The following is a 12,848-nucleotide window of genomic DNA, read 5'->3' as shown; positions in this document are numbered from 1 at the left end:
GTATCCTCTCGGCGTCCGGCCACGGGTAGGCCGGAATCGGGTTGCGATAGCAAACTATCAGTCGGGGGTGACGTGCGGGCGCGGAGCCGGTAAACGGAACGTGTCCGACCTGTGGCAGGCAGGGGGGCGCAGGTCGCGGCCGGCTCGACCGGTTGACAAGCCATCGGCGCCCCCGCCATGGTGAGAGCCATGGATTCGAACCTTCTGTCGGAGCAGATCTTCTCGACGAGCTCCTCCGTCCTCTACGTCATCTACTACGTCATCTATGCGATCACGATGTGGAAGGTATTCGTGAAGGCGGGCTACCCGGGTATCCTCGCGCTGATCCCGATCGTGAACTGGGTGTTCCTGGTGAAGATCGCAGGCATGTCGGGGTGGTTCGCCCTGCTCTACCTGATCCCGTTCGTGAACATCATCTTCGCGATCGTCGTCGCCTTCAAGGTGGGCGCCAACTTCGGCAAGGGCGGCGTGTTCTCGTTCTTCCTGCTCTGGCTGTTCCCGTTCATCGGGCACCTCATCATCGGCTTCGGCTCTGCGCAGTACCGGAAGGTCTGACGCTCTGACGCGGCTTCGACTCCCTGCGGTCGCTCAGCCCGTTTCGTCTCGCTGCGCTCGCTCAACGACCCGCGGGGTAGCGTCTCGCTGCGCTCGCTCAACGACCCGCGGGGTAGCGTCTCGCTGCGCTCGCTCAACGACCCGCGGGGTAGCGTCTCGCTGCGCTCGCTCAACGACCCGCGGGGTAATGCCTCGCTGGTTCGACTCCCTGCGGTCGCTCAGCCCGTTTCGGGTCGTTGAGCGAGGAGCGCAGCGACGAGACGAAACGCGTTGAGCGAGCGCAAGCGAGTCGAAACGTCCGACAAGAACAGCCTCAGGCCTCGTCGTCCTCAGGGACGAAGTCCACGCCGGCCTCGGCGCGCTGCGCGTCGGTGATCGGCGCAGGTGCAGCGGTCAGCGGGTCGAAGCCGTTGCCGGTCTTCGGGAACGCGATGACCTCGCGGATCGAGTCGGTCTTGGTCAGGTGCTGCAGCACGCGGTCCATGCCCAGCGCGATCCCGCCGTGCGGCGGGGCACCGAACTTGAATGCGTCGAGCAGGAAGCCGAACTGCTCGTCAGCGACGGCATCCGAGATGCCCATGACCTCGAACACGCGCTTCTGCACGTCCTCGCGATGGATGCGGATCGACCCGCCGCCGAGCTCCGACCCGTTGCAGACGATGTCGTACGCATAGGCGAGCGCGGATCCGGGGTCGGTGTCGAACGTGTCGGCGAACTCCGGCTTCGGGCCGGTGAAGGCGTGGTGTACTGCTGTCCACGCGCCGGCGCCGACGGCCACGTCACCGGATGCCACGGCATCCGCCGCAGGCTCGAACATCGGGGCGTCGACCACCCAGGTGAACGCGAAGACGTCGGGGTCGAGAAGGCCGAGGCGGCGGCCGATCTCCACACGGGCGGCGCCGAGGAGTGCGCGGCCGTCTTTCGCTGAGCCGGCGGCGAAGAACACGCAGTCGCCCGCTGCGGCGCCGACGAGGTCGGCGAGGCCGGCCTTCTCAGCATCCGACAGGTTCTTGGCGACGGGGCCGCCGAGCGAGCCGTCCTCGTTGAAGAGCACGTACGCGAGACCGCGAGCTCCGCGCTGCTTCGCCCAGTCCTGCCAGGCGTCGAGCTGCTTGCGCGGCTGCGATGCGCCGCCGGGCATGAGAACGGCGCCGACGTAGTCGGACTGGAAGACCCGGAACGTCGTGTCCTTGAAGTACTCCGTCGCCTCGACGAGTTCGAGACCGAAGCGCAGGTCGGGCTTGTCAGAGCCGTACTTCGCCATGGCGTCGGCGTAGGTGATGCGCGGCAGCGGAGTCTGAACCTCGACGCCGATGGTCGCCCACATCGCCGGGATGAGTTCCTCCATCAACGCGATGACGTCTTCCTGGTCGACGAAGCTCATCTCGATGTCGAGCTGCGTGAACTCCGGCTGACGGTCGGCGCGGAAGTCCTCATCGCGGTAGCAACGGGCCATCTGGTAGTACTTCTCGACGCCGCCGACCATGAGCAGCTGCTTGAACAGCTGCGGGCTCTGCGGCAGGGCATACCAGCTGCCGGGGTGCAGGCGTGCGGGGACGACGAAGTCGCGGGCGCCCTCCGGAGTTGACTTCGTGAGCGTCGGGGTCTCGACCTCGAGGAAGTCGCGATCGTGCAGCACGTCGCGGATCGCCTTGTTCACATCGGAGCGCAGACGAAGAGCGGATGCCGATGACGGGCGCCGCAGATCGAGATAGCGGTGCTTGAACCGCACATCCTCGCCGATGGTGTCGGCGTCGCCGAGCCCGGTGGAGACCTGGAAGGGGAGGGGAGCGGACTCGTTGAGCACCTCGACCTCGGTCGCGATGACCTCGATCTCGCCGGTGGGCAGGTTCGGGTTCTCGTTGCCGGCGGGTCGGGCGGAAACCGTGCCCGTCACCTTCAGTACGAACTCACTGCGCAGCGGATGTGCCGTCTCCTCGTCACGGATGACCACCTGCGCGATGCCCGACGCATCGCGGAGGTCGATGAATGCGACGCCGCCGTGGTCACGACGACGATCGACCCAACCCGAGAGGGTGACGGTCTGACCGATGTTCTCGGCTCGCAGGGAGCCTGTCGTGTGTGTACGCAGCATTCCGCCATTCTACGTGGGCGCTCGCGGGCGTCAGCGGACGGCATCCCTAGACTGGGGCCATGCCAGCCGAACGTCTCCATCTGGTCCGCCACGGCGAAGTGCACAATCCGCAGCGGGTGCTGTACGGACGACTGCCGCACTACCGGCTGAGCGAGGACGGACGGCGGATGGCCCGGTCGGCTGCGGAGTACGTCGCGACGCTCGATCGGGCAGTGACCTCGCTGCATTGCTCGCCGCTGGAGCGCGCGCAGGAGTCGGCCGAGCCGTTCGCGGAGATGTTCGGGCTGGAGCCGGTCATCGATGAGCGGGTCATCGAGCCCACGAACGTGTTCGAAGGCACGCGGATGAGCAGATCGCTGCGCGATCCGCGCAACTGGTGGCATCTGCGACGGCCGTCGGTGCCGAGCTGGGGCGAGCCGTACCTCACGATCGCCGACCGCATGGAGAAGGCGATGAACAGCGGGTGGAACGAGGCAGACGGCGGGGATGTCGTGATCGTCTCTCATCAGGCGCCGATCTGGATCACGCACCTGTACGTTGCGGGCCTGCCGCTGCGTCATGATCCCCGCACCCGCCGCTGCGCGCTGTCGAGCGTGACATCGTTCGAACGGGTCGGCGACGTCTGGCGCGAAGTGGGATACGCCGAACCCGCCGCGACCGGCGACGCGGTCGATGTCGGAGCGGTCTGAGCGCCGGCTCGCACCCAGATCACCCATAGATTCCCGTGTCTAGACTGGGAATGTGCCACTCGCCTCGATGATTCGACCGATTCGCAGCGGCCGCTCCTCCCGTACCGGGCGCCCCGCTCGTCTGGTCGGAGCCGCGCTCGCCGCGCTGTTCGCCGTCGCTCTGACCGCGTGCGCACCGGATCCGGTCGCCCAGCAGTACCTCTCCGGCGACGGCAAAGGTTACATCTCGGCCGACGGTGCGGTCGTGGAGATCGCTCCGGAGGACCGCGGTGAGCCGATCGTCTTCGGCGGAGTGACAGAAGACGGTGAGAAGTTCAGCAGCGAGGACATCGCCGGCGACGTCACAGTCGTGAACTTCTGGTACGCGGGCTGCGCCCCGTGCCGCGTCGAGGCGAAAGACCTCGAATCCGTCTGGCAGGCGAACGAGGATGAAGACGTCTCCTTCGTCGGCATCAACATCTACGATCAGGCCGACACCGCCAAAGCGTTCGCCGAGACGTACGGCGTGACGTACCCGAGCATCATCGACGTCGACAGCGGTGCGGCGAAGCTCGCCTTCGCGGGCGACGCTCCCCTGCAGGGGACTCCGTCCACACTCGTACTCGACAAGCAGGGGCGTGTGGCGGCCCGCATCGTCGGACCGCTCGACGGCCCATCGATCCTCTCCACGCTCGTCGAAGACGCGCTCGCGGAGAGCGCGTGAACACTCAGGAGCTGATCGGCTCCGGTGCGCTCTGGCTCGCCATCCCGGTCGCGATGCTCGCGGGACTCGTGTCGTTCGTCTCACCCTGCGTGCTTCCGCTCGTTCCGGGATATCTGGGGTTCCTCGGGGGAGCGGTGGCCCCGCGGTCAGCGAACGGGACCGCCCAGGCCGGGCGTGGCCGCCTCGTGCTCGGCGTGCTGCTGTTCATCCTCGGCTTCGCCGTCGTGTTCGTCGCCTACACCGCGCTGAGCGGAACGGCCGGCGTGTTCTTCCTGCGGTGGGGCGACATCATCACCCGCGTCCTGGGCGTCGTGATCATCCTCATGGGGCTCGTGTTCCTCGGACTGTTCGGCTTCATGCAGCGCGAATTCCGCTTCCAGGTCGATTCCAAGGCCGGAATCTTCGGTGCGCCTCTGCTCGGAGTCGCACTCGGCATCGGGTGGGCTCCGTGCATGGGGCCGACACTCGCGGCCATCGTCGCGCTGTCGATCAACGTCGGAGATCCCGCTCGCGCCGGCTTCCTCGGCCTCGCGTACAGCCTCGGTCTCGGCATCCCGTTCCTGCTCGTCGCGCTCGGTTTCGGCTGGGCGACCAGGGCGATCGACTTCCTGCGCCGCCACATCCGCCTCATGAACATCATCGGCGGCGTGCTGCTGATCCTGCTCGGCGTGCTCATGGTCACCGGAATCTGGACCGACATCATGTCGCGTCTCGGGGCGGTGATGAGCAGTGTCATCCTCCCGCTCTGATTTCCGCACCGATTCACCTGCCGACCAGAAGGATGCCGTGACGTCTTCCGATCCGCTCCGTCCGTCCGACCACATCGACGGCGACGACTCCGCCATCACCCAGCCGCGCCTCGGATTCGTCGGGTGGTTGCGATGGGGCTGGCGGCAGCTGACATCGATGCGCACGGCGATCATCCTGCTGCTCGTACTCGCGATCGCGGCGATCCCCGGGTCGATCTTCCCGCAGCGGATGGCGGACCCGAACGGCGTCACGCAGTGGGAGGCCAACAATCCCGATCTGTTCCCGGTGCTCGACTCGATGAAGATGTTCGACGTGTACCTGTCGCCGTGGTTCTCAGCGATATATCTGCTGCTGTTCATCTCGCTCGTGGGCTGCGTCATCCCGCGCATCAAGCATCACCTCAAGGCGCTGCGCGCACGTCCGCCGCGCACTCCGGCGCGGCTGGGGCGACTCGAGGACCACCGTGAGGTGACGCGCGAAACTGCGGATGCCGACACCGAGGCTGCCCGGTCGATCGATGTCGCGCAGAAGCAGCTCAAGGCGCTCGGATACCGCGTCGAGCGCTACGACAGGGGTCGCACGTACTCGGTGTCTGCGGAACGCGGGTACTGGCGCGAGACGGGCAACCTCATCTTCCACCTCGCGCTCGTCGGCGTGCTGCTGACGGTCGGCATCGGCGGCAGCTTCGCATACACAGGGCAGCGCGTGATCGTCGAGGGGCAGACGTTCGTCAACACGCTGCTCGATTACGAGTCGATGAACCGCGGTCGCTTCGTCAGTGACGATGTGTTGCGCCCGTACGCGATGACGCTCGATTCGTTCGACGTCACGTACCAGAAGTACGGCACCGCTGCGTCCGGCCAGCCCGGCGACTTCTCAGCCAACGTATCGGTGCGCGAGAACGGCGAGACGCGACAGGAGTCCGTGCGCGTGAACTATCCGCTCGGCATCGCAGGAGACAAGATCTACCTGCTCGGCAACGGATACGCGCCGACCATCACGGTCCGCAACGCGGACGGCGATGTGGTGTACAACAACTCAGTGCCGTTCCTCCCGCAGGACAGCAACCTCACTTCGCTCGGTGTCATCAAGGTGACCGACGGCATGCCCGAGCAGCTCGGCATCGCAGCCTTCTTCTACCCGAGTGCCGCGAAGCTGGACAGCGGGGCCTTCACCTCTGCGCACGGCGACCTCTTGTCGCCGCTGCTCACGGTCGACGTCTACGAAGGTGATCTCGGCATAGACGAGGGCACGCCGCGCTCGGTGTACGTGCTCGACACCGAGAAGCTGACCAAGCTCACCGGTCGTACAACTGATGTCGACTCCATCGAGCTCGTACCGGGCGAGACGGCCGACCTGCCGAACGGGCTCGGGACGATCACGTTCGAGGATGAATCGCCGGTCGGTGCGACCGACTCCAGGGAGTCCGTGAAGCGGTTCGCCTCGCTCCAGATCCACCGCGACGACTCGGCCGTGTGGGTACTGGTGTTCGCGTTGCTCGCGCTCACGGGTCTCATGCTCGCGTTGTTCGTTCCTCGACGGCGCATGTGGGTCAAAGCGACATCCTCCGACAGTGCCGTGAACCTCGAGTACGCGGGTCTCGCCCGCGGTGAGGATCCGACGCTCGCTGCAGCCGTCGACAATCTGGTCGCGGGTCATGCCCGTCTGCTGGATGCGCCTCGTACTTCCACCACACGCTCGGCCCCTGAGCCTGTCGAAGGGTCCGACCTTCCTGACGAAGACCTCAGAAAGTAGACTGGCACCATGCCCGACCTCGATTCCCTCTCGATCCTGTTCCTCTGGACGGCGATCGCGATCTACGCCGCAGCCTTCGTCGCCTACGCATTCGATCTCGCGCGTCGCTCAGAGGCCACGTCCAACGCCCGCCTCCGCGCGCGCGAGACCGCGCTCGTCGGTGCGGGGGGCGTCGGTGCTGCCGACGCATCCGGTGCGGCCGATGACGCAGCATCCGCTGAGACGGCGAAGCCGCGCCACGTGATGGAGCGCATCGGTACCACGCTCACCGGGCTCGCCTTCGTGTTCCATCTCGCCGCGACCGTGCTGCGCGGTATCGCCGCCGAGCGCGTGCCGTGGGCGAACCTGTACGAGTTCGCGATGATCGGCACACTCCTGATCGTGTTCGTCTACCTGCTGGTGCTCACGCGCGTCGACCTGCGATTCCTCGGCACGTTCATCACCGGCCTCATCGTCGTGCTGATGGGTGCTGCAGCGGTGAGCTTCTACGTCGGCGTCGTACCTCTGATGGACCCGCTCAAGAGCGTGTGGCTCGTGATCCACGTGTTCGTGGCATCGCTCGCCACCGCTTTCTTCGCCCTGACAGCAGCGCTGTCGATGCTGCAGTTGATGCAGCATCGCCGCGAGCGCCGCATCGCCGAGGAAGTCGAGAAGCCGGGGCCGAGATTCCTCGCGACGCTGCCGGGGTCAGAGCGCCTCGAAGGACTCGCTTTCCGCTTCGCCACCGTCGGGTTCGTCCTATGGACCTTCACGCTCATCGCCGGGTCGATCTGGGCGCAGGACTCCTGGGGCCGCTACTGGGGCTTCGACGTCAAGGAGACCTGGACCTTCATCATCTGGGTGCTCTACGCGGGATACATCCACGCACGTGCCACCCGCGGCTGGCGCGGAAGCCGGTCGGCGTGGCTGGCGATCATCGGCTTCACCGCCGTGATCTTCAACTTCACGATCGTCAACGTCTTCTTCAAGGGTCTGCACGCGTACTCCGGCCTGAGCTGAGCGGGCTCATCCCAGCGAGATCACCGCATGGTGCTCGACACCGTCCGAGTACCAGACGAACTCCGCCTCGCTGACGACCTCGGTCGGACGCTCGTCGTACTCGCGCGTCACTGATCGCGCGAGGGCGGCCCAGGCATCCGCATCCAGTGTCTTGGCATAGACGACCGAGGGTGCGCGGCGGGAGGGGCCGCGGCGGGGAGGGGCCGCGCCGGGAGGTGTCGCGCCGGGAGGGGCCGCGTGCGGGAGGGGCCGCGTGCGGGAGGGGCCGCGGCGGGGAGGTGTCGCGTGGTGCCGCTCCGTCCGCCGGGAGGCGGCGTCAAGGACCACCCGCTGAGGGGACCCGTGTGGCGGGGCGTCGTGGGGTGGTTGTACTTGTCGCCTCTCGCCCAGGGAAGCGGCGTCAAGGACCACCTCCCGCCGGGGCTGCGGCTCAGGCGCCGGCGAGCACGGCCTTCGTCGAGGTCGACCGGCGCACGGCGACGATCAGCGTCGTGGCGATGAGCGACAGCACGCCCCACACCACGAGGCTCGCGAGCGCGCTGCCGTTCGCAGCGATCAGTCCTGTGAACGCCGGGGCGGTCGGCAGCGCCTGGCCGATCGACGCGAGCCACCCCGGCACTGTGGAGACGAGTCCGGTCGCGACGGCGACGACTCCGATGAGGGCGCTCACCCAGCGTCCGATCCCACCGAACAGTGCGACGAGCGCCTGGTTCACAGCGGCGAATGCGACTCCAGCGAGGACCGCCGTGCCTGCGAAGGCCCACCACGCCGCGGCATCGTACGACGCCACGAACTGCACGATGAGTGCGACGAGCACGCCCTGCCCTGCGCCGACCGCGGCCGCGGGGGCGAAGGCACGCAACGCGAGGCCGGCCGACGAGCGCCGCGACGTCAGCGTGCGCGCGGTGTGGGCGCGCATCACGATGAACGATGCGAGACCACCGAACCACAGCACCACCGCTGCGAGCAGCGGGATGGCGGTCGGACCGAAGATCGTGTTCATCGACGAGTTCGACGACACAGGATCGGCGATGACGGATGCGAGCGAAGACGATTCCTGATCGTCGAACGAGGGGAGAGACTCGGATGCCGTCTTCAGTCCGCCGGCGAGGTCGCCGGTCCCGGTCGCGAGCTTGTCCACGCCAGAGGCCAGCTCGGTCGCGCCATCGGACAGCGCAGTCGCACCGTCGCTCAATGCCACGGCGCCCGTGCTCAAGGAGTTCGCGCCGGCAGCGGACTGATCCGTGCCATCGGCAAGTCGATAAAGGCCGTCAGCGAGGGAGAGTGCGCCGTCTCCGGCGGTTCGCAGCTGCCCGGCGAGTGCGCTGGGGAGAGCGCTCACGCCCGTCGAGACGTTCCCCGCGTATCCGTTCGCGTATCCGGCTGCTTCGGCGGCGGAGCCGGCGGACTGGGCGTCAGCGCCGATCGCCTCGGCGTCAGCGCCGATGCTCTGCGCAACCCCGGCGAGCCGGTCGCAGAACGCCGTGTCGGGGTTCGAGAGGTAGCACTCCTGGACGAGCGCACCGAGGTCTTCGGCGTTCGTACCGAGGCTCGCGACATTGCCGCCGAGGGACTGCGCCGTGGCGAGCGTGCCATCCGCCGCAGTCTTCGCGTAGCCGGCACCAGTCGCCGCCGCACCAGCCAACTTGTTCAGATCGCTGTCCGGCGCCTCGAGCGCAGACGCCCCGGAGGTCAGCCCCGAGCCCAGCGTCGAGGCGCCGTCGGCAGCACCACGCGTCCCAGAAGCGATCGTGCCGAGCCCGCCTGCGAGCTCCGACGCACCGGTGCCGAGCTGCGACGCACCGTCGGCGAGCTGAGTCGCACCCTCGGGAAGGGCGGCCGCGCCATCCGCTGCGCTTCGTGCACCTGTCGCCAGCTCCCGCGCACCTGTCGCGGCTTCGCCGATCTGGTCGCCGATCGTCGTGAAGCCGACCAGCACATTCTCCATGGTCGCCTCAGACAGCATCGTCCCCATCGTGGACGTCGCGACGGATGCGATCTGCTGGGTGATGAGGTCATCGGCGACGAGTCCGTCATCCGGCGTGGTGACCTCGATCGTCGCCTGCTCAGCGGTGCCGCCGCCGTCGGAGATCGCCTGTCCGGAAGAGGTGGCCGCTGCAGAGAACTCCGCGGGAATCGTGATGACGGCCTGGTAGCTGCCGTCGGCAAGACCCTCGGCGGCGTCGTCCTCGTTCGAGATGACCCAGGTGAGGTTGGAGTCGAGTTCGTCCGAACCCTCCACGAGCCCAGACGCCAACTGTCGCCCGAGCGGCGTGTACTGGTCGTTGATCGTGACGGGCTCGTCGAGGTTCACGATGGCGGCGGTCATGGTGTCCAGCCGCTCGGTCGGGTTCTGGAGGGCCGCGACCAGGATGCCGCCGACAGCTGCCGGCAGCAGCACGATGCCGAGAATCGTCAACCAGGTGATGGGCTTGCGCGAGCGGGCGCGCTCGATCGGGAGGGTCATGCGTTCACCTCGGTGATGTCGGTGGGAGCGTCGATGAAGGGGCGGAGGTCGACGAGCTGGGCGGCGGGCCAGGCGGCTTCCGCGAGGATTGTGCGTGCGAGCGCGGGGTCGGATGCTGTCGCGAAGACCGCGAGCGGGCGCGAGGTCCCCGCTTCCACCCGTGAAGCGGCTGCGGCCGCGGCATCCTGCAGCATCGCCGTCGCCTGATCGCGCTGAGCACCGGTGAAGCGGTCGATGCCGTCGATCACGACGAGAGTCGGGGCGCCGCGCAGGGCTTCGCGAAGGTCGATGAGCGCAGCATCCGCATCGTCGACCAGCACGCAGCCGACGTGATTTCGCACCCAGGGCGCCCGGCCGGGCAGCAGATGTCCTGCGACGCGGAGCCTGCCGGCATCCGGTGTCAGCCTGCCGGCGACCGCCAACGCGAGTGCACGCCGCACGCGGCCGTCGAGACCTGTGGCGATGAGTGCCGCGCCGGGGGCGATCCGCAGGGTCACGCCTTCGAGGATCGGCGCATCCGCGCTCAGCACGAGATCGTCCGCCGCGACGATCGAGTCATCGCCAGGCCAGGAGAGAAGGTGCCGCTCACGCTCGACGGCTTCGCCCTCGATGTCGACGCTGGGCAGGATCTTCTCCAGCCACTTCGGGATCTCCCAGGCGCGCTCGCCGAGGATCGCCATGAGCGCGGGGATCAGCGTCATCCGCACGAGGAACGCGTCGATCGCGATGCCTGCAGCGAGGCCGAGCGCGATCGGCTTGAGGGACGAATCGCCCTCTGGCACGAACGCCACGAACACCGCGAACATGATGAGTCCCGCAGCGGTCACGACCTTCGCAGAGCCGGTGAAGCCGCTGCGCACGGCGCGCAGAGCTGCCGCACGGCGCACGCTTCTGTCGGGTGAGCGACCGTCCCGGTCGTGCACGAAGTCCTCGCGCATGCGGGAGACCAGGAACACCTGGTAGTCCATCGCGAGCCCGAAAAGCACACCCATGAGGATGATCGGCATGAAGCTGATGATCGGGCCGACCTTCGCGACGTGCAGCGCGTCGGCGAACCAGCCCCATTCGAACACCGCGCCGACGACGCCGAACGCCGCGACGATCGACAGCAGGTAGCCGAGGGCGGCGGTGATCGGCACCCAGAGCGAGCGGAACACGATCGTCAGCAGGATGAGCGACAGCCCGATCACGAAGACGCCGAAGGGCAGCAGGGCGTTTCCGAGCTGGTCGGAGATGTCGATCGCGACAGCGGTGAAGCCGGTCACCTTGACGTCGATGCCGAATTCCTCGAGCCACTCGTCGTGGTGCGAGCGCAGCTCACGCACGAGGTCGCTGGTCGCCGGGTCATCCGGCGCGGTCTCTGGGATCACCTGCACGATCCCGGTGTCGGCAGTCTCGTTCGGAGTGGCGAGCGCGACCTCCTTCACCCCGTCGATCTCGGCCACAGCATCGCCGAGGTCCTCCATCAGCGTGAGCGGGTCGGTGGACGTGACGATCGTGCCGGTCAGCACGAGAGGGCCGTTGAAACCGGGGCCGAACTCGTCCGCGACGAGATCGTAGCTCTGCCGTGCCTCGTCATCGGCGGCGAGAACGCCGGCGTTCGGCAGCGCGAGATTGAGGCTGAGTGCGGGGACGGCGACGACGCCGAGACCGATCACGACCGCGAGCGAGGTGAGGATCGGATGCTTCGTCACTCCGCCGACCCAGCGCTCGCTGAATCCGCGCCGCGGACCCTTCGACGAGCCCTGGGCCGGTCTATCCGATCCCTGAGCCTGTCGAAGGGTCGCGCGCACCTTCTTCGGGCGGCCCACGATGCGCCCCTTCAGGAATCCGAGCACAGCAGGTGTCAGTGTCACGGCGATCGCGACGGCGACGGCGACCGCGACGGATGCGGCGATGCCCATGGTCGTCAGGAACGGGATGCCGGCGAACCCGAGGCCGATCAGGGCGATCAGCACGGTGATGCCCGCGAACACGACAGCGGATCCCGCGGTGCCGACGGCGCGCGCGGCCGATTCTTCCGGGTCGACGCCGTCGCGCACCTGGTCCTGATGTCTGGCCATGATGAACAGCGCGTAGTCGATGCCGACCGCGAGCCCGAGCATCAGCGCGAGCAGCGGCGTCGTCGATGACACCGAGGCGAAGGCGGTGGCGGCGAAGATGCCGGCCATGGAGATGCCGACGCCCAGCATCGCCGTGAGCAGGGGGAGCCCGGCGACGACGAACGACCGGAACGTGACGATGAGCACGAGCAGGGCGATGACCACGCCGACGGCCTCCGTGAGGGTCACCCCCGGGATCGAGATGGCGAACAGATCTCCGCCGAGCTCGGTCTGCGAACCGTCGGGCAGTTCGCCTACGAGCGTGTCGACCGAGGCGGTCAGCGCATCCTTCGTCTCGGCCGAGACGTCGGTGGCCTGCCCGTCGAACTGCAGCTGGACGATCGCCGCGGTCTCGTCCTCGTTGATCATCCCGTCGATCATCTCGTCGTAGGGAGAGGTGACGGCAAGGACGCCGTCGAGGTCGCTCAGCTCGTCCACGGCATCCGCTATCGGGTCGCGGTACTCGTCATCCGTGATCGAATCGCCGTCCGCGGCGACCACGATGAACTGCGCGTTCGTGCCGCTGACCTGCGGGAACGAGCGCGAAAGCTGCTCGAGACCGTCCTGCGACTCTGTGCCGGGGATGCTGAACGAGTTGTCCGTGCCCTGGTTGAGCACGAGCGCGCCGCCGCCGGCGACACCGAGGATGATGAGCCAGGCGACGAGCACGCGCCACGGGTGACGGAACGACCAGCGCCCGAGTGACGACAGGAGAGTGGACACAGGTTCCTCC

At 67.6% G+C, this 12,848-nt stretch carries 10 protein-coding genes; 6 read left to right on the top strand and 4 right to left on the bottom strand.

Going from position 1 to position 12,848, the window contains the following annotated elements; genetic code table 11:
* Positions 1 to 189: 189 nt before the first annotated feature.
* Positions 190 to 555: a DUF5684 domain-containing protein gene (locus tag JF52_RS0103900; RefSeq protein ID WP_052166737.1), complete on the top strand. Its 366-nt coding sequence runs from the start codon at positions 190 to 192 to the stop codon at positions 553 to 555.
* A 313-nt stretch (positions 556 to 868) separates the two neighbouring features.
* Here JF52_RS0103900 and aspS read toward each other — a convergent pair whose 3' ends face one another.
* Entirely contained in the window at positions 869 to 2,650 is a 1,782-nt protein-coding gene (aspS, locus tag JF52_RS0103895) for an aspartate--tRNA ligase (RefSeq protein ID WP_033105116.1), read from the bottom strand.
* Positions 2,651 to 2,709: 59 nt separating this feature from the next.
* Between aspS and JF52_RS0103890 the strand changes: the two genes are divergently transcribed.
* Genes JF52_RS0103890 through ccsB form a run of 5 tightly spaced genes read left to right on the top strand, consistent with a single transcriptional unit; the run spans position 2,710 to position 7,546 of the window.
* Positions 2,710 to 3,339, top strand: coding sequence for a histidine phosphatase family protein (locus JF52_RS0103890; RefSeq protein ID WP_033105115.1), 630 nt, complete (start codon positions 2,710 to 2,712; stop codon positions 3,337 to 3,339).
* Between the two features lie 52 nt (positions 3,340 to 3,391).
* Positions 3,392 to 4,042 carry a TlpA family protein disulfide reductase gene (locus JF52_RS0103885; RefSeq protein WP_033105114.1) on the top strand — a complete coding sequence of 217 codons (651 nt, stop codon included), beginning with the start codon at positions 3,392 to 3,394 and terminating at the stop codon, positions 4,040 to 4,042.
* Positions 4,039 to 4,791, top strand: a complete 753-nt coding sequence (locus JF52_RS0103880) for a cytochrome c biogenesis CcdA family protein (RefSeq protein ID WP_033105113.1) — start codon at positions 4,039 to 4,041, stop codon at positions 4,789 to 4,791. Before JF52_RS0103885 ends, JF52_RS0103880 begins: the two co-directional genes overlap by 4 nt.
* A 37-nt stretch (positions 4,792 to 4,828) precedes the next feature.
* Entirely contained in the window at positions 4,829 to 6,547 is a 1,719-nt protein-coding gene (gene resB / locus JF52_RS0103875; RefSeq protein ID WP_033106278.1) for a cytochrome c biogenesis protein ResB, read from the top strand.
* Between the two features lie 9 nt (positions 6,548 to 6,556).
* Positions 6,557 to 7,546, top strand: coding sequence for a c-type cytochrome biogenesis protein CcsB (ccsB, locus tag JF52_RS0103870; protein ID WP_033105112.1), 990 nt, complete (start codon positions 6,557 to 6,559; stop codon positions 7,544 to 7,546).
* Between the two features lie 6 nt (positions 7,547 to 7,552).
* Here ccsB and JF52_RS17190 read toward each other — a convergent pair whose 3' ends face one another.
* The 3 genes from JF52_RS17190 to JF52_RS0103860 form a co-directional block, all read right to left on the bottom strand.
* Positions 7,553 to 7,873 (bottom strand): hypothetical protein, encoded by a 321-nt coding sequence (locus JF52_RS17190; RefSeq protein ID WP_152594817.1) that lies wholly within the window; start codon positions 7,871 to 7,873, stop codon positions 7,553 to 7,555.
* A gap of 103 nt (positions 7,874 to 7,976) precedes the next feature.
* A complete protein-coding gene (locus JF52_RS0103865) occupies positions 7,977 to 10,013 on the bottom strand; it encodes a YhgE/Pip domain-containing protein (RefSeq protein WP_033105111.1) in 2,037 nt (678 codons plus the stop codon).
* The gene (locus JF52_RS0103860) at positions 10,010 to 12,838 is read right to left on the bottom strand and encodes an efflux RND transporter permease subunit (RefSeq protein ID WP_052166736.1); all 2,829 of its coding nucleotides are present in this window, start codon (positions 12,836 to 12,838) and stop codon (positions 10,010 to 10,012) included. The genes JF52_RS0103865 and JF52_RS0103860 overlap by 4 nt, the downstream gene beginning before the upstream one ends.
* Between the last annotated feature and the right edge of the window lie 10 nt (positions 12,839 to 12,848).

The sequence above is a fragment of the Microbacterium profundi genome (assembly GCF_000763375.1).
Classification (GTDB): Bacteria; Actinomycetota; Actinomycetes; order Actinomycetales; family Microbacteriaceae; genus Microbacterium; species Microbacterium profundi.
This window is presented reverse-complemented; position numbering and strand designations above follow the sequence as displayed.